Raw genomic sequence first — 24929 nt, forward strand, 5'->3', positions numbered from 1 at the left:
GTGCGGGGGCACACGGCGGAGCCGGAGCCGGGTCGCGGTCCTTCACCTATGAGGCTTGGGTTGCCTGAGCTACGACCAATGTGTCGATGGCCGGCTGCGGCGCACGGTCCGTCTGTCGGTGGACACGCTCGGCGCGCACGATCTTCATATCGACATCGGCCAGGCGCTCCAGCGCTTCGGTGACGCGCTCGGGCGTGTACAAGATGGCAGGGTTCTGCGGGCCGCCCACGCCGTCGGCGATGTTGGTGACGTCGTGGCCGACGACGACCAGCGTTCCGCCGGGCGCCAGCGCCTTTGCGGCGTTGTGGAGCACGGCGGTCCGCGGGTCGGCTTCCAGATGGAGGTAGGCGATCACGACCGCGTCGTAGGCGCCGGGCTCGGGCTGGTACTCCAGCACGTCGGCGAGGACCCACTCCACTTCCAGGCCGTGCTCCACAGCCTGGGCACGCCCGCGCTCCAGCGCGTTCTCGGCGAAGTCGACGGCGGTGGACCGCCATCCGAGGCCGGCGAGCCAGAGCGCGTTGCGTCCCTCACCGGCGGCCAGGTCCAGTGCCCGGCCGGCCGGTAGCGGGCCGAGGACCTCGGCCACGAAGCGGTTCGGCGCCCAGCCCCAGACGGACTGGGACTTGCCGTAGTACTGCTCCCACATGCCGCGGCCCTCGACGGCGGTCATCAGACGGCGGCGCTCTCAGCGTCGGCGGCGGTGCTGTCGGCGCTCTGAGCCTCAGCCTCGGCGGCCCGCTCAGCCAGCGCCTTGCGCACCTCGTCCATGTCCAGCGCCCGAGCCTGCGCGATCAGGTCCTCCAGCGCCGACTCCGGCAGCGCGCCCGGGTGCTGGTAGAGGGTGACGCCGTCGCGCACGATCATCAGCGTGGGAATCGAGCGGATGTCGAACGCCATGGCCAACTCCTGCTCGGCCTCGGTGTCGACCTTGCCGAACACGATGTCCTCATGCTTGCCGGCGGCCTTCTGGTACACCGGGGCGAAGGACCGACACGGCCCGCACCACTCGGCCCAGAAGTCGACGAGCGTGATCCCCTCGCCCTCCACGGTCTCGGCGAAGGTGTCCTTGGTCAGTTCCACGACGGCCACTGCCGTTGCCTCCTCTAAGTCCTCAAAGGGGTCTCGGTCGGATACCCCGCAGGGTATAACCGGCGGGGGTGGGTCGGTATTCCGGCGCGCCGAGGCGCGAGCGGGCGGCAGGATCAGTCGCGCGGACAAGAAGGCCGCGAGCCTCATACGGAATGAGACTCGCGGCCGACCTGGTCATTCTGCGGATTCTGTAAATTCTTTGGGCAGTGCTAGTGATCCAGCTCCAGCAGCAGCGCCGCCGACCAACTGAATCCTCGCGAGTTCATCGCGGCGCCGGTGGTCGGGTTGTAGTTCTCCATCAGTGGGCCGTCTCCTGTCATGCCCGCGGCGTTGGTGCGGAGTTTTGCTGTCAGCGCTGCTGCGTCGGCTGTGTAGCCGTAGCGCTTGAGTCCTTCGAGGGCGAAGTACGCCTGGTCCATCCAGACTGCGCCACGCCAATATCCCGTCGGGTCGTAGTACGGCGAACTTGCTGAGACGGTGGGGAACGGTAGCTGCGTGTCGAACTCGGTCGGTGACAGCAGCTTGGCGCGTACCGATGCCGCCTGTGCCGGTGTGGCGACGCCGGCCCACAGGGGGATGGCGCCCTCGATGCCTCGGCCTCGGGTTGTGAGTGGTTGGCCGGTGGTGAGGGAGGCGTCGTAGAACCAGCCGGTTGTCGGGTCGTACATCTTTTGCTGGATGGCTGTTGTGACCGTCTTTTGCGATGCCCGGTAGCGTGCGGCGTCGGTGGGGTGCCCGAGTCGGGCGGCCATTTGGGCGAGGATGCCGTCCTCGGCGGCGAGGTAGGAGTTCAGGTCGACCGACTCCTGGGTCAGTGAGTAGCCGACCACGTTTCCTGCCGCGTCGGTGTTGTCGACCACGCCGGTGCCGAGGGTGGCGTCGAAGCGCGGCGCGTTGTCCATTCCGCTCTCCCACGCCGCCGCTTGGCGCTGGTCCTCGGCGGTCGCGTTCTGCGGGTCGACGGTCGAGCCGTACTCCGCGAGACCGTCGTCGGCGTGGTCGCGGGTGCGGTACCACCAGTCGTGGTACGCCACCAGCTTCGGGTACATCTCCTTCAGGAAGCTGACGTCGCCGCTCTGTTGGTAGACCGACCACACCGCCCACGCGGCCAGCGGTGGCTTGGAGTTGCGCTCGTTCCAGTTGCCGCCGCCTTGCGCCGGATCGTTGTAGAAGACGCAGTCCGGGATCATCCCGGCGTCCTGCGGGCGCTGCGGATCGGATGCGGTGACCTGGTAGTCGAACATCGAGCGGATCTGCGACTCGGCCAGCGCCGGGTCGAAGACTGCTGTGCCGACCGCCTGTTTCCAGGTGTCCCAGGCCCAGAAGCCGCTGAACCACTTGTTGGAGATCGACGGCGTGATCCCGTCGTGCCGCAACGCCCCGGCGGCGCTGCGCCAGTTCGTGGTCAGCGTCTCCACCGACTTCACCGCCAGCGCCTGCCGCGAGGCCGGGACGCCGCGCACGGCGGAGGCCACGTACCCGCGCCAGCGCCGGTCGTCGGCGGCGACGACCGAGCCGGGCGAGCGCAGCGTCTTGGCGATCACCGGCTGCTCGGCGGCGTAGTCGGCGCCGGTGAAGGTGTAGGACTCGGTCCAGGTCAGCGTCTGCCCGCCATGCGGGCCGAGCTTCAGCGGCGCGTTCAGCGCGGTCGTGTAGGCGTCCCCCGCGACCGACGTGGTCACCGGCTCGGCGTGCGTCACCTGGAACTTCTCGGTCCCGTCGGTCAGGTAGTCCCACGTCTGCCGCACCTTCGCGAAGCCCACCGAGATGCCGGTGGACGTCGCGTGCAGCGAGGGAGCGCTCTTCATCGGCTTGGTGTCCGGACGCAGCAGCGATCCGGTCCAGCCCGCGCCGACCTTCCGGGAGCGGCCGCTGGTGTTCTCCACGAACGCCTGGACCAGCGCGGTCCGGTCGCTGGCGTAGCGCAGCTGCATCACCACGTGCAGACCGTCCACGTCAAAGCTCTGCTGCAGCATGCCCGGCAGCGACGTGAACACCGGATGCGTCGCCGAGGCCAGGTCGATCGGACGCCCGCCCTCGGAAAGCGTCAGGTGGCTGATTCCCTTGCTCAGCCACCACGGATACTCCTGCGCGATATACAGCGGCCCGGTGAAGGCGCCGTAGGAAGCCGTGTCGCCGACCTTCGGCAGCGCGTAGGCGTGCCAGGCGCCCCGATCGGCGAACACGCCGATCGGGTTGACGTCGGTCGCCGGATCCCCGGGCAGCGCCACGCTCGGCACGCCTTGCAGATCCAGCACATTGGCGAACGAAGCCGGGGATGCCGACCCCGAGGACGACCCCGGCGGCGCGGAGGAGCGCGACGACGGCGCGGCGCGCGCAGCCGTCACGGGAAGCACGAGACCCACGCCGAGCGCCAGCACGGCCAGGGTCCGCAGCGAACGGGACATGATCACCTTCCTATCCTTCCTACCTTCAGGACCACGACGCCTTGCGCGGCCAGATGGGTGGGACGATTGCCGGTCAGCAGGTTCACCGCGCCGTACGGCAGGGACGAGCCCAGGTCGACCGGCTTGTCGCTGTGATTGAGCAGGAAGTAGTAGTGGTGCGTCTCCGAACTGCGGCAGACCACCTCGACCCCGGTGAACGCCAGCGTCGAGGCCAGCGACGGCCACACCACGGCGGGACGGACGGCCTCCCCGAGGACCTTCTCGATGTCCCCGCCCAGATCGCAGCTGACGTACCAGGCGCGGCCCTCGCCGAACTCGTTGCAGGTGACCGCCGGACGCCCCTTCAACGGTCCGTCGGTGTAGTGCGCGACTGATCTGGCGGTGGTCGTGCCGAGCCACTCGCTCCAGCGCACGGCCGCCGGCGCCGGGTGGTAGCCGATGCCGGAGCTGGCGCTGACGTGCTTCTTCTTCGCCTTCGCGGCCTCCTCGTCGGCGCTGAAGGTGACCGGCACCGAGCGTCCGTCCGCGATCGGCCACCACTCGTCGACCGCGACCCCGAGCACCTCCCGCAGCGGTCCGGGATACCCGCCGCCGGTGCCATCAGTGCCCTGATGAATGTGGTCCAGCTCGTCGACGATCCCGCTGAAGAAACCGACGACGAGGTACCCTCCGCCGTACACGTAGTCGGTCAGCCGGGCGGCGTTCTCGGTGCTCACCGAGTACAGGTTCGGCGCGAGCACCACTTTGTACGGGCTCAGATCCGCGTCGGGCGGCACGTAGTCGACGACGTGGTTCCAGCGGTGCAGCACCGAGTACCAGCTCAGGATCTGCTCCCTGAGCCGCACGCGCGCCGAGGGATGGTCCTCGGCCTCCAGCGCCCACCAGGAGTTCCAGTCCAGGACGATGGCGACCGCGCTCTCGATCCGGCTCCCCGCGACTTCCTTGAGCTGCGCCAGCTCCTCGCCGATCCGGACCGTCTCGCGCCACCCCCGCGACTGGGTTCCGCCGTGGGGAAGCAGGGCGCTGTGAAACTTCTCCGCCCCGGCCCGCGAGGCGCGCCACTGGAAGTGCATGACGCCGTCCGCGCCGCGTGCCACGGTCTGCAGCGACCACAGGCGCCGCTGGTCCGGGGTCTTGGGCACGTTCACCGCGCGCCAGCTCACCGCCGACGGCGCCTGCTCCATCAGCAGCCACGGCCGGCCGTTGCCCAGGGAGCGCATGAGGTCGTAGTTCATCGCGGCGAGCACATGGGCCGAGCCGTCGGCCGGGTCCGGGTACGCGTCGTCGGAGACCACGTCCTCATTGGCGGCCCACTTCCAGTAGTCGAGGTCCTTCATCATCGACATGAAGTTGGTCGTGACCGGGATCTCCGGTGTCACCTCCTTCAGAACGGAGCGCTCGGCCAGGAAGCAGGCGAGCAGGGCGTCGGAGCTGAAGCGGCGCCAGTCCAGCAGCTGCCCCGGATTGATCGGGCCCGGCGCGGTGCGCGGCGGTTCGATCTGGGCGAAGTCCGAGTAGCGCTGGGACCAGAACTCGGTGCCCCAGGCGAAGTTCAGCTGCGCGATGTCGTCGCCGTGGCGCTCGCGCAGCCAGCTGCGGAAGTCCTCGGCCGAGACGTCGCAGAAGCACTCGGCGACGTGGTCGCCGTACTCGTTGTGGATGTGCCACAGCGCCAGCGCCGGGTGCTCGGCGTACCGTTCGGCGATCGTGCGGGCCAGCCGGGTCGCCGCCTCGCGGTAGACCGGCGAGGAGGGACAGTAGTGCTGCCGGGAGCCGAACTCCAGGCGCACGCCGTCCGCCGTGACCGGCAGGGTCTGCGGGTACTGGCGCACGAACCACGCCGGCGGCGAGGCCGTCGCCGTCGCCAGGTCCACGGCGATCCCCCGGCTGTGGAACAGGTCCATCAGCCGGTCCAGCCACTCGAAGTCCCACTGGTCCTCGGCGGGCTGCAACCGGGCCCAGGAGAACACCCCGAGCGTCACCATCGTGACGCCCGCGTCCCGCATCAGGTTGACGTCCTGCTTCCAGACGGACTCCGGCCACTGCTCCGGGTTGTAGTCCGCTCCATACAAAAGTCCTTCTACGCGCGTGATCATCCCTTGACTGCTCCTCCCAACAAGCCGGACACGAACTGCTTCTGGAAGATAAAGAAAATAAGCATCAGAGGGAGGGTTGCCAGGAAACTTCCGAGGATCAAGCCCGAATAGTCCACATGCGTCCCGCCGACCAGCGTGTAGAGCGCGACCGGTGCGGTGTATTTGTCCTGCGAGTCGAGCATCAGCAGCGGCCACAGGAAGGCGTTCCACTGGCTCATGAAGGTGAAGATCGCCAGGGCGCCGAGTTGTGGCTTCACTACAGGAAGCACGATCCGGTAGAAGGTGCGGATGTCGCCGGAGCCGTCGATGCGCGCGGACTCGATCAGCTCGTCGGGGAAGTCCAGGAACGCCTGCCGCATCAGGAAGATGCCGAAGGAGTTCGCCAGGAACGGGACGATCACCGCCTGGTAGGTGTTCACCCAGCCCAGATTCGCCATCATCTGGAACAGCGGGACCAGCAGCACCTGGAACGGCACCATCATCGTGGTGAGCACCAGACCGAGCAGCAGACCGCGGCCGCGGAAGCGGTACTTGGCCAGCCCGTAGCCGGCCATCGCCGAGATCAGGCCGCTGGCCAGGGTGTAGACGACGGCGATGCCGAGGCTGTTGAGCATGACGCGGCTGAAGCCGATGGAGTGTTCCAGGGCCCTGATATTGCTCAGGAAGTGCCCGCCGGGGACGAACGGCGGCGGGGAGTGGAAGAGCTCGTCGTTGCTGTGGGTGGCGGCGACGACCATCCAGTAGAACGGCAGGATGCTGATGAGCGCGCCGAGGGTCAGCGCCAGCATCAGCAGGGCGCGGCGCAGGGTTTGGGGATCGAGGGTCATGCGCGGCTCCTTTGCGTGCGTCGCGTTCTTTGCGTCTTGTGCGTCTTGTGCGTCTTTTGCATCCCTTGCGACCGCGCGGTGCTCGCGTCCCGGTCCGCCTGCCCGAAGAACCGGAACTGGACGACCGACAGCACGCCGATGATCAGCACCACGGCCCAGGCGATGGCCGAGGCGTAGCTGAAGTCCATCTGGTCGAAGCCGACCTTGTAGAGGTAGAGGACCGGCGTCATGGTGGCGTTGTCCGGACCGCCCTTGGTCAGCACGAAGTTCTCGTCGAAGAGTTGAAGCGTGCCGATGGTCGAGGTGATGGAGCAGAACAGGATCACCGGCCGCAGCTGTGGGACCACGACCTTGCGGAACGTGGTCACCGCGCCGGCGCCGTCGATAGCGGCGGCCTCGTACTGCTCCCTGGGGATGCTCTGCAGCCCGGCGAGCAGGATCACCGCGTTGTAGCCGGTCCAGCGCCAGGTGATGGTCCCGATCAGGGCGACGCGTGCCCACACCGGGTTGTTGAGCCAGTCCACCGGGCTGATGCCGACCCAGCCGAGCACCTGGTTGACCATGCCGCCATCGGTCTTGAGCAGCACGCGGAAGACGACGGCGTAGGCGACCAGCATCGTGACGGAGGGGAGGAAGAAGGCGACGCGCCAGGTTCCCTTGAAGCGCATCCAGGACTGGTTCAGGACGCAGGCCAGGACCAGCGCCAGACCGATCATCAGCGGGACTTGGAAGATCAGCAGGAGGCCGGTGTTCCACAGCGACTTCCAGAAGATCGGGTCATGGAGCATGCGGCGGTACTGAGCCAGGCCGGCCCAGCTTTGGGTGCCGCTGTCGTCGGTGGTGAAGCTCTGGTAGAGGCTCGCGCCAAGGGGATAGGCGAAGAAGAACACGAACAGGGCCGCGGCCGGACCGGCGAAAGCCCAGTGGACGACGCGGATGCGGGGACGGGAGCGGCGGTTCGCCGGGGCGAGGGCAGCCGGCGGCGCAGCGAGCAGAGCAGCCGCGGCGGTGCGGTCGGCGACATGCTCAGGCTCGGCGACCGGTCCGGCAGCACGATCTGGCGCGGCAGCTAGATCCGACGTGGCGGCAACATCTGACGTGGCGGCAACATCTGACGTGGCGGCAACATCTGACGTGGCAGCTAGATCTGGCGCGGCGGCAACATCTGACGTGGCGGCAACATCTGGCGCGGCAGCAAGATCTGGCGCGGCAGCCAGCGCGCCGTCAGCACCGGAATCGCCTCCTGCGTCGCGATCGGCGCCGGGCGGTCGGTGGGTCGGAATGGCCATGGCGCTAGTGCGCGATCTGCCGATTGGTCGCGGAGGCGATCTGTTGCGCTGCCGAGTCCAGGGCGGACTTCGGGTCCTTGCCGCCTTGCATCACCGCGCCGGTGGCGGTGTTGATCAGGTCGGAGGCTTTGGAGAAGTCGGCGGTGTACTGCACTGCCGGGATGTTCTTGGCCAGGTCGGCGAAGATCTTGAAGGTGGTTTGGCCGCCGTAGTAGTCCTGCGGGCCGGTGATGTAGGGGTCTGACAGGGCCGGCTCGAAGGCGGGGAAGATGCCTTCGTTCTTCAGCATCGAGACCTGGTTGTCGGCGTCGGCCAGGACGAACTGGATGAACGCCCAGGCGGTCGCCGAGTTCTTGCTCTGCGCTGAGATGGTGAGCAGGGAGCCGCCGTTGTTGGAGGTACGGATGCCGCCGGAAGTGAAGGCGGGCAGCGGGATCGCGGCGAACTTGCCCTTCAGCTCCGGCATCTCGTCGGTGAGGGTGCCGGACCACCAGACCGCGGTCGGGGTGGTGGCGACGGTGCCGTCCTTGGTGGCGGCGACCAGGGCGTCCCAGCCCTTTTCGTAGTCGACCAGGCCTTTGTCGTTGAGTTCCTTCATGACGGTCATGGCCTTCACCGCCGCCGGGGTGTCGACGGCGATCTTGTCGCCGACGAAGTAGCCCTGTCCTTCTTGGTGGAGCATCATCGGGAACGTGCTGTCGCCGGTGGGGTCCACCACCAGCAGCTTCTTGCCGGTCTTGGCCTTGATCCGCACGCCGGCGGCGATGTAGTCGTCCCAGGTCTGGATCGACGCGGGGTCGACGCCGGCCTGCTGGAAGATGTCGGTCCGGTAGAACACGCCGCAGGGCCCGATGTCCCAGGGCAGCGCGTAGACCTTGCCGTTCGCGTCCGTGCCGGTGGCCCAGGCGGCGGCGTTGAACTGCGCTTTCAGCGGTGCCGCCAGGGTGCTGAGGTCGTAGAAGCCGCTGGGGAAGGTGCCGATGTAGCTCTGCATCTTCGGGCCCTCGACCTGCAGGACGTCGGGGAGTCCGGAGCCGGACTTCAGGCCGACGGTGATCTTGTCGTAGGCGTTGTCGTAGCCGATGTCGACGACGTTCACCTTCACGCCCGGGTGCTGCTGCTCGAACGCGGGCGCCAGCCGCTTGAGCGCCTTGGCCGCCACGTCCCAGGACCACACCGTGATGGTCCCGCCCACCTGAGCCGCGGCGCCGGTCTTCACAGCCGGCGCCGGAGTCTTCTTCCCGCCGCCGGTCGCGCATCCGCCGGTCACCGCGACCGCGAGGGCCCCGATGCCCAGCCGCAGTGCCGAACGCCGTGTTGTCCTCATTGACACAGTCCCCTCCTCGGCCGCAATACTGAATGCTGTATACAGCACACTGTATGACGGGCATCCGTCAAGAGGTAAGAGCGAGGCAACCTGTGGGCCATCCGTACATCCCGAACAGCGATCCCGAGATCAGAGGGCGAATGCTGGCGGCGATCGGCGCGGCGAGCGTCGAGGAGTTCTACGCCGACATCCCGGACGCGATCCGGCTGCACCGCCCCCTGGACCTCCCGGCGCCGCTGCGCTCGGAAGCCGAACTGGTCCGGCACATGGACCGTCTGCTGTCCCGCAACAAGCCGGCCGAGCTGAGCTTTCTGGGCGCCGGCTGCTATCGGCACCATGTGCCCGCGGTCGTGGAGGAGATCGCCAACCGCAGTGAGTTCCTGACCGCGTATGCCGGCGAGCCGTATGAGGACCACGGCCGGTTCCAGGCGCTGTGGGAGTACCAGTCGCTGATGGGAGAGCTGCTGGAGCTGGACGTGGTCAACGTCCCGACCTACGACGGCTTCCAGGCAGCGGGCACGGCGTTGCGGATGGCTGGCCGCGTCACCGGACGGCGGCGTCTGCTGCTGGTCGGACCGGTCGATCCGGACAAGATGTCGAAGATCGAGGACTTCGTCCGTCCCGACCACGACGTCGAGGTGCTGGACGGTACCGACGACGGATGGCAGGCCGCTGATTTGGTCGTCGGCGCCGACGTCGCCGCCGTCTACATCGAGGCGCCGAACTACCACGGGGTTCTCGACCCGGCGCTGCCGCTGCTGGCGGAGCGCGCGCACGCCGTCGGGGCGCTGCTGGTGGTCGGGTGCAATCCGATCTCGCTGGGCGTGGTGGCCTCGCCTGCGTCGTACGGCGCGGACATCGTCTGCGGCGACATCCAGCCGCTGGGAATCCGCATGAGCTTCGGGGGCGGCAACGCCGGGTTCATCGCCACGCGGGACGAGCAGCGGTTGGTGCGGGAGTTCCCGTCGCGGCTGTTCGGGGTGGTGCCGACGGTGGTCGAGGGTGAGTACGGGTTCGGCGACGTCTTCTACGACCGGACGTCCTTCGCCCTGCGGGAGGAGGGGAAGGAGTGGGTCGGGACGGCCGCCGCGCTGAACGGGATCATGGCCGGTGTCTACCTGGCGCTGATGGGACCGCACGGGATGCGGGAGATCGGGGAGACGATCCTCGCGCTGACGGCTTACGCGCAGGAGCGGTTGGCGGCCGTGCCTTGCGTCTCGGCGCCGAATGGCGAGGCGGGGGCGGGGTTGGTGTCGTTTGCCGATTTCGTGGTGCGGTTCACCGGGTTGCTGACCGCCGCGGACATCAATGCCCTGCTTCTGGAGCGGGGGATCCAGGGCGGCAAGGTGCTGTCCGAGACCGATGCGCTGTTCTGCGTGACGGAGGTTCACACGCGCGAGGACGTCGATCGTCTCGCCGCTGTTCTTGAGGAGATTGCCAAGTGAGCGGGTCTTCGTCGCAGGGTCCTGTTTCGGCGGAGGACGCGCGGATCGCGCCGAAGCCTCGGTTGCGGCGGTTCCATCAGGCGCGGTGGGACGAGCCGTTGATTTTTGAGCTGAGCAGTCCGGGGGAGCGGGGGGTCGGGGTTCCGGTCACCGACCTTCCGGTGCCTTCGCTGCCAGCGGGGTTGGCGCGTGCTGCGGCGCCCTTGCTGCCGGAGATGTCGCAGCCGCATGTGCTGCGGCACTACATGCGGCTTTCGCAGGAGACGTTGGGGGTCGATCTGAACGTCGACATCGGGCAGGGCACGTGCACGATGAAGTACAGCCCGAAGGTGAACGACTCCTTCGTCCGGGACGCGCGGATCGCCGAGCTGCATCCGTTGCAGGACGAGGGGACGGTGCAGGGCGTGCTGGAGATTCTGTATCGGCTGGAGGGGTTGCTGAAGGAGATATCCGGGATGGACCGGGTGTCGTTGCAGCCGGGATCGGGGTCCTCGGCGATCTATGCGAACGTGTCGATGATCCGGGCGTACCACGCCTCGCGGGGGGAAGGCGAGCTGCGGGACGAGGTCATCACGACGCAGTTCTCGCACCCGACGAACGCGGCGGCGCCGAAGACCGCCGGGTACCGCGTCATCACCCTGATGCCGGACGCCGACGGGTATCCGGACATCGAGGCGCTGCGGGCGGCGGTCGGCCCGCGGACGGCGGCACTGCTCATCACGAACCCCGAGGACACGGGCATCTTCAACCCGCGCATCGAGGAGTTCGTGCGGCTGGTGCACGAGGCCGGCGGCCTGTGCTGCTACGACCAGGCGAACGCCAACGGGATCCTGGGGATCACGCGCGCTCGCGACGCCGGCTTCGACCTGTGCCACTTCAACCTGCACAAGACGTTCTCCACACCGCACATGTGCGGCGGTCCGGCGGCAGGCGCGTCCGCGGTGACATCGGCGCTGGAACCCTTCCTCCCGCGACCGACCGTGGAGTTCGACGGGACACGGTACCGACTGGACGACGACCGCCCGGAGTCCATCGGGAAGATCCGCCCCTTCTACGGCGTGGTACCGAACCTCGTACGCGCCTACGCATGGATCATGGCCCTCGGCGGAGAAGGCCTACGCACGGTCGCCGAGACAGCGGCACTGAACAACAACTACTTGATTTCAAAGGTGCTGCAGATCAAGGGCGTCTCGCTGCCCTACGCACAGGGCCGGCGCCGAGTGGAGCAAGCACGCTACAGCTGGCAGAAGCTGAACGCGGACACCGGCATCCACTCCGAGGAACTCGGCTACCGCGTAGCGGACTTCGGCACCCACTACTGGACCAGCCACCACCCCTACCTGGTCCCGGAACCCATGACCCTCGAGCCGACGGAGTCCTACTCGCAAGCGGACCTGGACGAATACGCGGCGATCCTGGCCGAGGCCGCACGCGAGGCCTACGAGGACCCCGAGCTGGTCCGCAGCGCACCCCACAACGGCCCGATCCACCGCATGCGAGACGCCTCGCTGGAGGACCCGGGAACGTGGGCGGTGACGTGGCGCGCGTACCGACGGAAGCTCGGGTGAGGGCGGTGGGGACTCGGACGCGGACTCGGACGATCGCCGGCGGGCGACGAGCTGGCGGTGCTGGCGATGTGTGCGGGCGGTGCGGGGGTGCGGTGCGCGCAGATCTCGAGGCGACAGGTGAGGGACGGGCTGATGGTGCCGGCGATGTGCGCGGGCGGCGCGGGTGCGTGGTGGGAGCGGATCTGGTGGCGGTCGGTGGGCTGCGAGTTGGTGGTGCTGGCGATCGGTGCGAGTGGTGCAGCAGCGTGGCGGGCGTGGATCTGGTGGCGGCGCGAGGTGTGCGCGGCGGCGATGGTGAGGTGGCGGCGGCAAGCGGAGCAGACGCTGCGGTCAGCGGGCGGTGCGGTGGCGTGGCGGGGTGGCGGGGGTGGCCGTGGTGATGAGGGTCGGGCTGGTGGTGAATCCGGTCGCTGGCGTTGGTGGCCGGGTTGGGCTCAAGGGGAGTGATGGTGGTGATGTGCAGGCGCGGGCTTTTGCTTTGGGGGCGGTGGGTCGGGGTGGGGGGCGTGCGGCGGTGGCGGTGGGGGAGTTGCGGGGGCGGCGGGGGGATGTTGTGGTGTTGACTGTTGGTGGGGTGATGGGGGAGGTGGCGGCTCGGGCTGGGGGGTTCGTGCCGGAGGTGGTGTGGGCGGCGGGGGTGCCTAGTTCGGCGGCGGATACTGTTGCGGCGGCTCGGGTTTTGGCGTCGCGGGTTGATTTGCTGCTGTTCGCCGGTGGGGATGGGACGGCGCGCGATGTGCTGGAGGCGGTTGGCGATTCGGTGCCGGTGCTGGGGATTCCGACCGGGGTGAAGATGCACTCGGCGGTTTTCGCGGTGAATCCGCGCGCCGCTGGTGAGGTTGCTGCCGGCTACTCGCGGTTGCGTGATGCGGAGGTCGTCGATCGCGTGGACGGTTCGCCGCGGCTGTTCGGCTACCTTCGCGTGCCCGACGTGCCGGCGCGGGTTCAGCAGCGGAAGATTGGTAGCTCGGGTGTCAGTCCCGAGGCGGTGTCCGGCATCGCTGCCGAGCTGCGGTCGATGGTGATGCCCGGCGAGTTGCTCGTCCTCGGTCCCGGGACCACCACGCGTGCCATCGCTGCCGTCTGGGGGCTGGATGTCCCGGCGCTCGGCGTGAATGTCATCGATGGAGAGAAGGTCGTTGCCGCCGATGTCGGGGCGGATGAACTTCTCGAGCTCGTTTCCGGTGCTGCGGCGCACATTGTGCTCACTCCCATCGGTGGGCAGGGGTTCCTGCTCGGGCGCGGCAATCAGCAGCTGTCGCCTGAGGTGCTGCGGGCTGTCGGGCTTGAGTGGCTGCATGTGGTCGCGAGTGAGGCGAAGGTGGTCGCGCTCGGGGGGCGTCCGCTGCTGGTCGATACCGGCGACGATTCGCTCGACCGGGCGTTTCCTCGGTACGTGCGGGTGGTCACGGGGTGGCGCCGTACGATCCTTTATCCCCTGAACGAGAGGCAGTCCTGATGATCGACCTGACCGGGAAGAGCGCGATCGTGACCGGCGGTGCGTCGGGGATCGGGCGGGCGACCGCCGCGGTGCTGGCGGAGCTGGGTGCCGGGGTGGTGGTCGCCGATCTGGACGCCGAGCGGGGGGAGGAGGCGGCGAAGGAGGTCGGGGGTGTGTTCGTGCGCTGCGATGTGTCGCGGGCGGCGGACTGCGATGCTGTGGTGGAGGCTGCCGTCGGCGCGTATGGGGGTGTCGACGTGCTGTTCAACAACGCCGGGATCATTCGGCGCTCGACGGTGCTGGACATCGCCGAGGACGACTGGGATCTGGTGATGGCGGTCAATGTGAAGTCGATCCTGCTGATGAGCCGGCGGGTGGTGCCGTTGATGGCGGCGGCCGGGGGCGGGAGCATCGTCAACACCGGGTCGGGGTGGGGGATCAAGGGCGGCGGGAGCGCGGTGTCGTACTGCGCGTCGAAGGGGGCGGTGGTCAACATGACGCGGGCCATGGCCATCGACCACGGGCCGCAGAACATCCGGGTGAACTGCGTGTGCCCCGGGGACACGGCGACCGGGATGCTCGCCGATGAGGCGCGGCAGCTGGGGGAGACGGTGGATTCCTTCTATGCTGACGCCGCCGATAGGCCGTTGGGACGGATCGGGCAGCCGCGGGACATCGCTCAGATGGTGGCGTTCCTGGCGTCCGAGGCGGCGGCTTTCGTGAGCGGCGCGGTGATTCCCGTGGACGGCGCGGGGACCGCATGACCGGAAACGGTTCGGGGTGCGGAACAATGGCGATGACGGTTTGTGCGGGAGAGGTGACATCGAGATGGCGATCGAGCGGCGGCCGCTCCGCGAGCAGATCAAGGACGTGCTCCTCGAACGCCTGGGGCGGGGGGAGTACGCCCCCGACCAGCCGATCAACGAGGTGCACCTGGCTGCTGACCTGGGCGTCAGCCGCACCCCCCTGCGCGAGGCGCTGATCGGCCTGGAACGCGAGGGCATCATCATCAGCGAACGCGGCAAGGGCTTCCGCTTCGCGCCGATGAGCCCGCAGGAGTTCCGCGACCTGACGACGATCATCGCCACCCTCGAATCACTGGCGCTGGAGCTGTCCCCGCCCGAGTACCTCAAGCACATCGGCCCGCAGCTGCTTGAGGAGGCGCACGCCTTCTCCGCGCCGAAGGCCGAGCTCGGCGTGATAGAGCGCTACGACGACGAGTGGCACGACCGGCTCCTCTCGGGCTGCCGCAACGACCGGCTGATGGACCTGATCACGACCCTGAAGCTGACGATGCACCGCTACGAGCGCGTGGTCGTCGGCGACCAGCAGGTGCTTGAACGATCGGCGGTGGAGCACGAGAAGATCGCCGAATGCCTGGTCGCCGAGGATCTGCCGGGCGCGGTCGCGGCGCTGAAGGCGAATTGGGAGAGCGGGATGCATCGGATTCTGGAGAAGTTGGGGGCGTAGCCGACCCCCGGCTGGCGCGGCGAAGGCTGGTGGGTCGGGCGCGAAGGCGGCAACTCGAGGCACCCGTTCTGTACTGCGGTGTCTGCTGAGAGCAGACAAGCGGGGACTCGGCCCGCCGGCGATCCGTACGCTCGAAGCATGACCGAGCCTGTGAGACTGCACGTCATCCAAGGCGGCCGCGCCGAGCAGCCGACGAAGCAGCCGACGAAGCAGCCGACGAACCATGCGCCGAGCCAGCCGCCGAACCAGCCCCCGAAGCAGTCGGCGACGCCCGAGCCGCTGTGGCGCGAAGTGCTGGGTGACCAGCTGCGCGAGCTGCGGCGGGAGCATCGGGAGAGTCTGGCCGAGACCGCCGGTCGGGCTGGGATCTCGCCGCAGTACCTGTCAGAGGTGGAGCGGGGGCTCAAGGAGCCGTCGAGCGAGATGATCGCGGCGGTCGCCGGGGCGCTGGGGACGACGCTCGGCGGGCTCGCGGAGTCGGTGGCCGGCGAGCTGCGGGTCCGGCGCGAGGCCACCTTGGTGATCTCGCGGCGGGAGGCGGCGACGCGGGTGGCGACCCGGCGTCCGGCCAGCGGTCCGGTGATGCTCGCGTTGGCGGCCTGAACGGCGGACGCTCCGGCTCTCCCCTTCAAAGGGTGAGGTCGCTACCCTCGGTTTCGGTCGACCAGGGGGAGCGGCTATGTCACCGATCATGGATATGACCGAGCGCAGGCGGCTTGCGGTGATGCTGCCGCCGGCGCTCGGGTGGTCACAGTGGTGTTCCTCGTGCGCATAGCTCGGCGCCGCCTGCGACACGCTGCCGACCACGACAGAAGACTTGCTCGCAGTGATGCAGCAGCGGCATGAGAGCGTCCGCGTCGCCGCGTGAATCCCGCCCTACTCCCGCGGACCCAGCACCTGGTCCGCGAGGCCGTACTCGACCGCCGCCGCGGCGGTGAACACGCGGTCGCGGTCGGTGTCGTGGCGGAGGCGCTCGGCGGTTTGGCCGGTGTGCTGGGTCAGGATCGCCTCCAGTTCGCTGCGCATGCGGACTAGTTCGTCGGCTTGGATGATCAGGTCGGGGATGGCGCCTTGGCCGCGGGCTGCTGGTTGGTGCAGGACCACGCGGGCGTGGGGGAGGACGGAGCGCAGGCCCGGTGTGCCGGCTGCCAGGAGGACGGCGCCGACGGCGATCGCCTGGCCGACGCAGGTGGTGCGGATCGGTGCCTTGATGTGCTGCATGGTGTCGTAGATGGCGAGCATCGAGGTGAGGTCGCCGCCTTCGCAGTTCACGTAGAGGCTGATCTCGCGGTCCGGGCCGTCGGATTCCAGGTGGAGGAGTTGGGCGATGAGGGCGTTGGCGACGCCGGCGTCGATCGCCGTGCCCAGGTAGATGATGCGCTCGGTGAGCAGGTGCGAGTAGATGTCGGTGACGCGTTCGCCGCCGGGGCGCTGGGTCGTCACATAGGGAATGGTGTAGTTCATGGTGGCCGCCGTGTTCATGCCGAGATCCCCATCCGCTTGCGTTCGGGCACGACCTGGGCGAACGAGTCCACGATGTGGTCGATGAAGCCGTAGTCCTTCGCCTGCCGCGCGGTGAACCAGCGGTCGTGCAGCGAGTCCTCGAAGACGCGGTCGTAGGGCTGGCCGGTGTCGGCGGCGATCAGGCCCAGGACGGTGTTCACCATGTGCCGCAGGTCGTCGGCCTGCACCTCGACGTCCACCGCGCTGCCGCCGATGCCCGCCGAGCCCTGGTGCATCAGGATCCTGGAATGCGGGAGGGCGAAGCGGCGGCCGTGCGCGCCGGCCGACAACAGGAACTGGCCCGCGCTGCACGCCAGCCCGAGCGCGAGCGTCGAGACCTCGCACGGCACCAGCCGCATCACGTCGCGGATCGCCAGCATCGCCGGCACCGAGCCGCCGGGGGAGTGGATCCACAGCGAGATCCCGGCTTCCGGGTCCTCGGTGGCCAGGGACAGCAGCTGCGTCGCCAGCAGCGTGCCGTTGTCGTCGTCGAGTACGCCGTCCATCACCACGATGCGGCGGCTGAACAATTGCTCACGAGTGCGCCAGCTGAACTGGGGCGCCTTTTCTTCGTCTGCCATGCCTCCACCGTGCCCCGGCGGACGACGGCTGCGAACGCCGCGCTGCTGTGGGCGGATCAGCCCAGAGCTGATCAGCTGTGAGCAGCGGCGTCCAGCTGACGGCGCAGCACGTCCGGCGCCTCGACGAGTGAGGGCCCGTACCAGGTGAGGTGACGGCCGGAGAGCAGCGCGGAAGGCAGATCGGGGAACGCGTCCGGGCCGTCGGATGCGTCGAAGGCATAGGGCTCGTCGGGGAGAACGACTAGCTCGGCGCTAGCGGCAAGGAGTTCGGGAAGCGGGATCTTCGGATAGCGCTCGGCGTGGTCGGCGTAGATATTGCGCACGCCGAGCCGCGCCAGTACGTCGCCGGCGAACGTGTCGCGCCCGAGCACCATCCATGGCCGCCGCCAAATGGGGATGATCGCCGGGACCGCCTCCTCGATAGCCGGAGCCGGGAAGGACCAGGCGGCCTCCGCCTGGTCCAACCACGCGGGCCGGTCGAGCCCGCAGCCGGCCGTTAGCATCCGGTCCAGCTCGCTGAAGGCCTCGTCGAGCGTGCGGATGGTGGTGACCAGCACCGAGATCCCGGCCTCGCGGAGCGCGTCGAGGTCGTCCCGGCGGTTCTCCTCCTCGTTGGCCACGACCAGATCCGGCGCCAGCGCGACGATCCGATGGACGTCAGGGTTCTTCGTCCCGCCGATCCGTTCGACGTCCAGGTCCGCCGGGTGCGAGCACCACGCCGTCACGCCGACGAGCAGGTCCGGTGCGGTCGCCGCGATCGCCTCGGTGAGCGATGGCACCAAGGAGATCACGCGCATCGGCATAGCCCTTCGGGAATCAGAACTCAGAAATCAGAATTCGTAGATCAGAACTCGTCGTCGAACGAGACGCTACCGCCGACCGCGACCTGGTAGGCCGAGACCCGCCGCTCGAAGAAGTTCGACAGCTCCTGTACGTCCTGCAGCTCCATGAACCCCAGCGGGTTCGCCGTCCCGTACATCGGCTCCAGCCCGAGCTGCTCCAGCCGCCGGTCGGCGACGTGCTCGAGATAGGCGCGCATGTCCGCGACCGGCAGCCCCGACACTCCGCCGCCGAGCAGGTCCCCGGCGAACTGCGTCTCGCACTCCACGGCCTCGGCGAGCATCTCGCGTACCTGCTGAGCCATCTTCTCGTCGAACAGGTCCGGCTCCTCGGCGCGCACCGTGTCGACGACGTCGAAGGCGAAGGCCATGTGCATCGACTCGTCGCGGAAGACCCAGTTGGTCCCGGACGCCAGTCCGTGCAGCAGACCGCGCGAGCGCAGGAAGTAGACGTAGGCGAAGGCGCCGTAGAAGAACAGTCCCTCGATGCACGCCGCGAAGCAGATCAGGTTCAGCAGGAACGCCCGGCGGTCCTCGCGGGACTCCAGCCGCTGGAGGTTGCCCAGCGAGTCGATCCAGCGGAAACAGAACTCTGCCTTGCGCCGGATCGAGGGGATGTTCTCCACGGCGGCGAACGCCTCGGTGCGCTCGTCCTCGTCGGGGACGTAGGTGTCGAGCAGGTTCAGGTAGAACTGGACGTGCACGGCCTCCTCGAACAGCTGCCGCGACAGGTACAGCCGGCCCTCGGGGCTGTTGACGTGCTGGTACAGGTTCAGCACGAGGTTGTTCGCGACGATCGTGTCGCCGGTGGCGAAGAAGGCGACCAGGCGCGAGACGAGGTGGCGCTCGGCGGCCGAGAGGCGGTCGAGGTCCGTGAGGTCGCTGTGCAGGTCCACCTCCTCCACGGTCCAGGTGTTCTTGATCGCGTCGCGGTAGCGGTCGAAGAAGTGCGGGTAGCGCATCGGGCGCAGGGTCAGGTCGAGACCCGGGTCGAGCAACATGAGACAGATTTCCTTTACTGGCAGGCTTCGCAGGACTCGGGGTTCTCCAGAGAGCAGGCCACCGCCTCCTCCGCCGCGACCGCCACCGTCGCCTGCTGGATCCGCGTCGCCGGGCGCGAGCGCAGGTAGTACGTCGACTTCAGCCCGGCCTTCCACGCGTACATGTACATCGACGACAGCTTCCCGATCGTCGGCGCGGCCAGGAACAGGTTCAGTGACTGCGACTGGTCGATGAACGGTCCGCGCGCGGCGGCCAGGTCGATCAGCGCGCGCTGCGGCAGCTCCCAGGCCGTGCGATACAGGGCCCTGACCTCCGCCGGGAGCGCCTCGACGCCCTGTACCGAGCCCTCGGCGCGCTTGATCGCCTCGCGCACCGCCGGGGTCCACAGGCCCAGCGCCTTCAGCTCGCCGACCAGAGCGCTGTTGATCTGCAGGAACTCCCCGGACAGCGTCTCGCGCTTGAACAGGTTCGACACCTGCGGCTCGATGCACTCGTAGCAGCCGGCGATGGAGGCGATGGTCGCGGTCGGGGCGATCGCCACGAGCAGTGAGTTGCGCAGTCCCGTGGCGGCGACGCGTCCGCGCACCGCGTTCCAGCGCGTGGCCAGCTCCGGCGAGGTCGCGACGTTCCACAGGTCCGGTTGCAGGTCGCCCTTCGCCGCGCGGGTGTCGGCGAACGCCGGGTGCGCGCCGAACTCCTCGGCCAGACCGGCGGAGGTCTCCAGCGCCGTCAGGTAGATCTCCTCGGAGATGCGCGTCGACAGCTCCCGCGCGCGCTCGTCGTCGAAGGGCAGCCGCAGCGCGAAGAACACGTCCTGGAGCCCCATCAGGCCCAGCCCGACCGGACGCCAGCGCGGGTTCGACGCCGCGGTCTGCTCGCTCGGGTAGTAGTTGATGTCGATGACGCGGTCCAGGAAGACCACGGCGGTGCGGACCGTGGCGCGCAGGCGGTCCCAGTCGACCGCGTCGCGGGCCGGCGTCAGGTGCGCGGCCAGGTTGATCGAGCCGAGGTTGCACACCGCGGTCTCGGTGTCGGAGGAGACCTCGATGATCTCAGTGCACAGATTCGACAGGTGCACTGTGTTACCGGGAACGCCGGTCTGGTTGCAGAGTTGGTTGGAGGCGTCCTTGAACGTCATCCAGCCGTTGCCGGTCTGCGCCAGCGTGCGCATCATCTTGCCGTACAGCTCGCGCGCCGAGACTTGGCGCGAGTAGCGGCCCTCGGCCTCGGCCTTGCGGTACGCCGCGTCGAACTCCGCGCCCCACAGGTCCGGCAGCTCCGGGACCTGGTCGGGGTCCATCAGCGACCACACGCCGTCGGCCTCGACGCGCCGCATGAACTCGTCGGGGATCCAGTTGGCCAGGTTCAGGTTGTGCGTGCGGCGCGCGTCCTCGCCGGTGTTGTCCCGCAGCTGGAGGAACTCCTCGATGTCCGGGTGCCACGGCTCCAGGTACACGCACGCCGCGCCCTTGCGCCGCCCGCCCTGGTTGACCGCCGCGACCGAGGAGTCCAGTGTGCGCAGGAACGGGACGATGCCGTTGGAGCGGCCGTTGGTGCTGCGGATCAGGGCGCCGCGCGAGCGGACGCGGGAGAAGCCGATGCCGATGCCGCCGGCGAACTTCGACAGGCGCGCGACCTGGTGGTAGCGGTCGTAGATGGAGTCCAGCTCGTCGAGCGGGGAGTCCACCAGGTAGCAGGACGACATCTGGGTGTGGCGGGTGCCGGAGTTGAACAGCGTGGGGGAGCTGGGCAGGTAGGCCAGGGAGGACATCAGGCGGTAGAAGCCGACGGCCTCCTGCGGGTCCTGCGACAGCCCGGCGGCCACGCGCAACAGGAAGTGCTGGGGCGTCTCGATCACGCGGCGGGTCACCGGGTGGCGCAGCAGGTAGCGGTCGTAGACGGTGCGCAGGCCGAAGTACTCGAAGCGCAGGTCGCCGGCGGGGTCGATCGCCGCGTCGAACCGCGCGGCGGCGCCGGTGATCAGCGCCTCGGTCACGTCGCCGATCAGGCCCTCCCGATGCCCGACGGCGACGGACGCGCTGAAGGAGGTCGCGCCCTGACCCGCCGCCTCGCGCGCGATGACCCCGGAGAGCAGGCGGGCGGCGAGCTTCGAGTACTGCGGCTCCTCGCCGATCAGCTCGGCGGCGCTCTGGACGGCGAGGTCGGCGACCTGGTCCGCACCGGCGCCCGGCGGCAGACCGGCGAAGGTCTTGCGGACGACCCGGTTCACGTCGATGTCGGGCAGGTCCGCGGAGCAGGCGGCGATTTCGCGCGCCAGTGCCTGCTCCGCGGACTGCTCGGGGTGCTTGGACGCTACGGACTGCTCGGGCTGTGCGGCCTGCTCGGCCTGTGCGGCCTGCTCGGCCTGTGTAGCCTGCTCGGCCGGCAGCGTCTGCGCCCCCGCGCGCCCCGCTGCCTGCGTTGCTGCCCCTGCTCCTGCCGCCCCTGCTCCTGCCGCGCCTGCTCCCGGCGCCGTGTCCGGCTCCGACGCCGGCTCCGGCAGCTCGAGCCTCGCGCTGCCGACCTGGGTGACCGTCACAACCTTCTCCTCGCCAGTCGTAGGTCCGGTCCGGACCGGGTGGCGAGCGAGCAGACACCGGAGGCGTGCGGAATCCGCGACGCGCTCCGCCGTCAGCCGTCCCACGCGGCATCGGACCAGCCGTACCCCACGTCCGGGCACGGCACGGCTGGCAGGTCTTCGGACTCGTGGGCGCTCGGCGGAGCCGTGTCAGGGCACCGCGAACCTACTGGCCGTCACTTCCCAGGCCGGCGCCCGAAGGCGCCGTGTCGGCCCAGTGTGCACGACGGCGGTCGTTCCCACTCACCGCTGCGGGGCAGTCCCGGATTCCCACCGGGTTCCCTCTTGCCTCGGCCGCCGCCCTGCGAGAGGCGGCAGCCGAACCAGCTGCGTCGGACACCATATCTTGTGGCGGCTCCGAATTCCCAATCAACATGCTGTATGTCAGGGCACTACTGGAAGGTGGCATGCGCGGGCCGCAGGTAGATCCGCACGCGGGTCGGCGCGTCGCCCACCGGACCGTCCATCGGCCGCGAGTAGCGGTCGGCCAGGACGGCGAAGAACTCGCCCTCCGGGTCCGGCTCGATGCGCTCGACGGTCCCGCGCAGCTCCAGATACCGGTACGGCGCGTCGGGGTCGTTGATGGAGACCGCGGCGCTCGGGCGCTCGCTGAGCTCCTTGTACTTCGCGCGCTTGGTCGAGGTGGTGAAGCACAGGAACTCGCCGTCCCACAGGAACCACATCGGGTTCACATGCGGGGTGCCGTCGGCGCGGATGGTCGCGAGGTGGCAGAAGACGGGCCGCTCGACGAGGTCGAGGTGTGATGCGGGGATGACAGAAGACATGGCTCTACTCCATGGGAGTGAAGGGACTGTGGACAAGACGAAAGTCAGACTGGCTGCGATCACGACTCGTGATCGTCGGTGCCATCGGCGGCGTCTGCGCCCTCTGCACCGTCGGCGGCGATCCCCGCCGCCATGACCGCCCACCACTCGGTGACGCGCTCGATCACGTCGGCGTGCGCGTTCAGCACCCCCGACATGTGCTGCACGCCGACGAAGCCCGCGATGGCGGCGCGGGCCAGGGCGGCGGGGTCGAGGCCGGGGCGCAGTTCGCCGTGGTCGGCGGCGGTTCGGAACAGCGTGGTCGAGGTGGCGATCCAGTCCACGTAGGGCATGCGCATCGGTTCGGCGACCTGGGAGCGTTCGGCTTGGAGGCGGACGGTCGCGCGCACGATGGGGTCCTCGCGGATCTGGGCTGCGACGCGGGCGAAGACGTCGCCGAGGAGGTCCACGACTCGCGCGTGGCGGCCGGTTGCCTCCTGGATCAGGGAGGGCCACTCTTCGTAGCACTCCTCGACGATGGCCGCGGCGATGGCGGCTTTGGCCGGGAAGTGGAAGGCGAGGGCGCCCTTGGTGACGCCGGCGCGCGCGGCGATCTCGCTGGTGGTGGCCACCGCGTAGCCGACCTCTGCGAAGCACTCGGCGGCAGCCAGCGCGATCGCGCGGCGGGTGCGGCGGGCGCGCTCCTGGGTCGGTTCGCCCGGGGTGCGGGGGTCGGCCGGCGGCGGTGTCACGGGCTCAGTCCTGGACGGCGACGACGGTCTTGCCCGGGCTGCGGTTCTCGGCCTGGGCGATGTGCGCCTCGACGGCCTCGCCCCAGCCGATGACGCGCGGCGCCGGGAGCGCGAGGCCTTCGGCGGTGAGGGCGAAGACGCCGGCGATGAGGTCGCCGATCGCGCCGGCGTCGCCGCGGGCGCGGTTGATGATGCTGAAGCCGGCGGTCGTCCAGTTGTTGCGGCGCAGCTCGGCCAGGGTCGGGGCGGCGGGGTCGGGCTGCCCGGCGGCGGCGCCGTAGCTGACCAGCCGGCCGCCGGGGGCGAGCAGGGCCGGCATCGCGGCGGACACGTCGCCGCCGATGGACTCCAGGACCACGTCGAACGCGGCGTCGTCGGCGGCCTCGCGCGCGTTGGCGGCGAACTCGGCGTCGCGGATCGCCGGGCGGTAGGCGGCGGCCAGGGACGCGGCAGACCTCGTACTCGTCCCGCCGACCAGCACCTTCGGCTGCCGCAGCGCCAGGACCGCGGCCAGCGCGTCGCCGACCCCGCCGCCCGCGCCGGTGACCAGGATCCGGTCTCCGGCGGCGACGTGCGCGGCGCGCGTCAGACCGACCGCGGTGGCCCAGGTGAGCGGCACGGTGGTGGCGGCGTCCAGCGCGAGACCGTCGGGAACGCGCGCGGCGAGCCCGGCCTCGGCGACCACGGTCTCAGCCAGCCCGCCGCCGTCCACCGTGAACGCCACGACGGTGTCCCCGACGGCGAACCCGCTCACGCCCTCCCCGAGCGCGACGACCTCGCCGCCGACCTCCATGCCCGGCACGAACGGCCAGCTGCTCGCGTACCCGGGCGCGCCGCGCCGCGCCAGGACGTCGACGAAGTTCAGCCCGGCGAAGCGGACGGCGATCGCGAGCTGCCCGGCGGCCGGGATCGGCGCCGCGATGTCGACCTCTGCGATGGTCTCCGGACCGCCGGGCCCGCTGAACTGGATGGCCTTCATAGCTGGTTCCCCTCCAAGGACGCTGATGCTGTCCCGAGAAAAAATACCGGCTGGCCGGTTTCTTGTCGACCGCGTCGTGGCGGCGACCGGTGAGCTCAGCGGAAAGCAGGGGCGTTCCGTGTGGCCCACGCGCTGAACGGCGCCGCCGGACGGCCCAGGATCCGCTCGACGTCAGGGCTCACCGTCTGCTCCTCGGCCGTCGGCTCGCCGAGGATCGCCAGCGTCCCCTCGAGCACCTCCGGCGGCACGAACTGCGCCATCTGCGCCTGCGCTTCCTCCCGCGTCATCTCCACGAACGTCACCGGCGCACCGATCGCCTCCGCGATGGCTGCCGCACGCTCGCGAGGCGTGGTCGGCGCCGGACCGGTGAGCACGTACGTCGCGCTGGCGTGGCCGTCCTCGGTGAGCACCGCGGCGGCCACCGCGGCGACGTCGTCCGGGTCCACGAACGGCAGCCCGACCTCGGCGAACGGCGCCGGGGCGAGGCGCTGCGCGCGGATCGGCTCGACCCAGGCGAAGGCGTTGGAGTCCAGTCCGCCCGAGCGCAGGATCGTGTAATCCAGCCCGGAGGCGGCGACGGCTTGCTCGAAGCCGGCGACGTGGGCGTAGGCGCCGCCGGGGCGAGTGCCGACGCCCTGCGAGGAGACCAGGACGACCCTGGTCACTCCGGCGGCCTTCGCCGTGGCCAGCACGCCGGTCGGGTCGTCACCCGCGACCAGCAGGAACAGCGCCTTCGCACCCTGCAACGCGGCGTCCAGGCCGGCCGGCGTGCCGAGGTCGGCGGCGACCGCGCGGACGCCGGCCGGGACGTCGGCGTCCTGGATGTGCCGCGACACGGCGGTCACGGCGTGTCCGGCGGCGGCCAGCGTCCGCACCAGGGTCCGGCCGACGTTCCCGGTGGCGCCTGTCACAACGATCATGGTCTTCCTCGTTTCAGCAGCTCAGACTGCGTTTCGCAGTGTGAGTTA

Annotated in this window: 22 protein-coding genes and 1 riboswitch; of the genes, 6 read left to right on the forward strand and 16 right to left on the reverse strand. The window is 69.4% G+C overall.

Going from position 1 to position 24929, the window contains the following annotated elements; genetic code table 11:
- Window positions 1-46: 46 nt before the first annotated feature.
- The 7 genes from CACI_RS10085 to CACI_RS10115 all read right to left on the reverse strand — a co-directional run bounded on the left by CACI_RS10085 (window position 47) and on the right by CACI_RS10115 (window position 9039).
- On the reverse strand, window positions 47-673 hold the full coding sequence (locus CACI_RS10085; RefSeq protein ID WP_012786238.1) for a class I SAM-dependent methyltransferase: 627 nt from the start codon (window positions 671-673) through the stop codon (window positions 47-49).
- Window positions 673-1092 (reverse strand): thioredoxin, encoded by a 420-nt coding sequence (gene trxA / locus CACI_RS10090; RefSeq protein WP_012786239.1) that lies wholly within the window; start codon window positions 1090-1092, stop codon window positions 673-675. Before trxA ends, CACI_RS10085 begins: the two co-directional genes overlap by 1 nt.
- A 209-nt stretch (window positions 1093-1301) precedes the next feature.
- Window positions 1302-3500: an MGH1-like glycoside hydrolase domain-containing protein gene (locus CACI_RS10095; RefSeq protein ID WP_012786240.1), complete on the reverse strand. Its 2199-nt coding sequence runs from the start codon at window positions 3498-3500 to the stop codon at window positions 1302-1304.
- Window positions 3501-3502: 2 nt separating this feature from the next.
- A complete protein-coding gene (locus CACI_RS10100; protein ID WP_012786241.1) occupies window positions 3503-5596 on the reverse strand; it encodes a beta-galactosidase in 2094 nt (697 codons plus the stop codon).
- Complete coding sequence (locus CACI_RS10105) at window positions 5593-6423, reverse strand: carbohydrate ABC transporter permease (RefSeq protein WP_012786242.1); 831 nt, start codon at window positions 6421-6423, stop codon at window positions 5593-5595. The genes CACI_RS10100 and CACI_RS10105 overlap by 4 nt, the downstream gene beginning before the upstream one ends.
- Window positions 6420-7712: a carbohydrate ABC transporter permease gene (locus tag CACI_RS10110; RefSeq protein WP_223297495.1), complete on the reverse strand. Its 1293-nt coding sequence runs from the start codon at window positions 7710-7712 to the stop codon at window positions 6420-6422. Before CACI_RS10110 ends, CACI_RS10105 begins: the two co-directional genes overlap by 4 nt.
- 4 nt (window positions 7713-7716) lie before the next feature.
- Entirely contained in the window at window positions 7717-9039 is a 1323-nt protein-coding gene (locus CACI_RS10115) for an ABC transporter substrate-binding protein (RefSeq protein ID WP_143765191.1), read from the reverse strand.
- Between the two features lie 92 nt (window positions 9040-9131).
- Between CACI_RS10115 and gcvPA the strand changes: the two genes are divergently transcribed.
- From gcvPA to CACI_RS10145, 6 genes are all read left to right on the forward strand, one after another.
- Window positions 9132-10484, forward strand: coding sequence for an aminomethyl-transferring glycine dehydrogenase subunit GcvPA (gcvPA, locus tag CACI_RS10120; RefSeq protein WP_012786245.1), 1353 nt, complete (start codon window positions 9132-9134; stop codon window positions 10482-10484).
- Complete coding sequence (gene gcvPB, locus CACI_RS10125; RefSeq protein WP_012786246.1) at window positions 10481-12052, forward strand: aminomethyl-transferring glycine dehydrogenase subunit GcvPB; 1572 nt, start codon at window positions 10481-10483, stop codon at window positions 12050-12052. Before gcvPA ends, gcvPB begins: the two co-directional genes overlap by 4 nt.
- Before the next feature lie 367 nt (window positions 12053-12419).
- On the forward strand, window positions 12420-13511 hold the full coding sequence (locus tag CACI_RS10130; RefSeq protein ID WP_223297496.1) for an ATP-NAD kinase family protein: 1092 nt from the start codon (window positions 12420-12422) through the stop codon (window positions 13509-13511).
- A complete protein-coding gene (locus tag CACI_RS10135) occupies window positions 13511-14257 on the forward strand; it encodes an SDR family NAD(P)-dependent oxidoreductase (protein ID WP_012786248.1) in 747 nt (248 codons plus the stop codon). Before CACI_RS10130 ends, CACI_RS10135 begins: the two co-directional genes overlap by 1 nt.
- A gap of 64 nt (window positions 14258-14321) precedes the next feature.
- Window positions 14322-14963, forward strand: a complete 642-nt coding sequence (locus CACI_RS10140) for a GntR family transcriptional regulator (protein WP_012786249.1) — start codon at window positions 14322-14324, stop codon at window positions 14961-14963.
- A 138-nt stretch (window positions 14964-15101) separates the two neighbouring features.
- The gene (locus tag CACI_RS10145) at window positions 15102-15566 is read left to right on the forward strand and encodes a helix-turn-helix domain-containing protein (protein ID WP_012786250.1); all 465 of its coding nucleotides are present in this window, start codon (window positions 15102-15104) and stop codon (window positions 15564-15566) included.
- 273 nt (window positions 15567-15839) lie between these two features.
- Here the strand turns inward: CACI_RS10145 and CACI_RS10150 are convergent, their stop codons facing one another.
- The 9 genes from CACI_RS10150 to CACI_RS10190 form a co-directional block, all read right to left on the reverse strand.
- The gene (locus CACI_RS10150) at window positions 15840-16445 is read right to left on the reverse strand and encodes a ClpP family protease (RefSeq protein WP_012786251.1); all 606 of its coding nucleotides are present in this window, start codon (window positions 16443-16445) and stop codon (window positions 15840-15842) included.
- Window positions 16442-17047 (reverse strand): ClpP family protease, encoded by a 606-nt coding sequence (locus tag CACI_RS10155; RefSeq protein ID WP_012786252.1) that lies wholly within the window; start codon window positions 17045-17047, stop codon window positions 16442-16444. Before CACI_RS10155 ends, CACI_RS10150 begins: the two co-directional genes overlap by 4 nt.
- Window positions 17048-17118: 71 nt before the next feature.
- Window positions 17119-17844 (reverse strand): helical backbone metal receptor, encoded by a 726-nt coding sequence (locus CACI_RS10160; protein WP_012786253.1) that lies wholly within the window; start codon window positions 17842-17844, stop codon window positions 17119-17121.
- Window positions 17845-17891: 47 nt separating this feature from the next.
- Entirely contained in the window at window positions 17892-18887 is a 996-nt protein-coding gene (locus CACI_RS10165; RefSeq protein WP_012786254.1) for a ribonucleotide-diphosphate reductase subunit beta, read from the reverse strand.
- 14 nt (window positions 18888-18901) lie between these two features.
- Window positions 18902-21427 (reverse strand): ribonucleoside-diphosphate reductase subunit alpha, encoded by a 2526-nt coding sequence (locus CACI_RS10170; protein ID WP_012786255.1) that lies wholly within the window; start codon window positions 21425-21427, stop codon window positions 18902-18904.
- Window positions 21428-21560: 133 nt separating this feature from the next.
- Window positions 21561-21809, reverse strand: a riboswitch (cobalamin riboswitch).
- Between the two features lie 49 nt (window positions 21810-21858).
- Window positions 21859-22251, reverse strand: a complete 393-nt coding sequence (locus CACI_RS10175; RefSeq protein ID WP_012786256.1) for a PPOX class F420-dependent oxidoreductase — start codon at window positions 22249-22251, stop codon at window positions 21859-21861.
- 59 nt (window positions 22252-22310) lie between these two features.
- Window positions 22311-22982 (reverse strand): ScbR family autoregulator-binding transcription factor, encoded by a 672-nt coding sequence (locus CACI_RS10180; protein ID WP_012786257.1) that lies wholly within the window; start codon window positions 22980-22982, stop codon window positions 22311-22313.
- Window positions 22983-22986: 4 nt separating this feature from the next.
- Window positions 22987-23961, reverse strand: coding sequence for a quinone oxidoreductase family protein (locus CACI_RS10185; protein WP_012786258.1), 975 nt, complete (start codon window positions 23959-23961; stop codon window positions 22987-22989).
- A 95-nt stretch (window positions 23962-24056) separates the two neighbouring features.
- Window positions 24057-24881, reverse strand: coding sequence for an SDR family oxidoreductase (locus CACI_RS10190; protein WP_012786259.1), 825 nt, complete (start codon window positions 24879-24881; stop codon window positions 24057-24059).
- Between the last annotated feature and the right edge of the window lie 48 nt (window positions 24882-24929).

The sequence above is a fragment of the Catenulispora acidiphila DSM 44928 genome, from assembly GCF_000024025.1.
Lineage (GTDB): Bacteria > Actinomycetota > Actinomycetes > Streptomycetales > Catenulisporaceae > Catenulispora > Catenulispora acidiphila.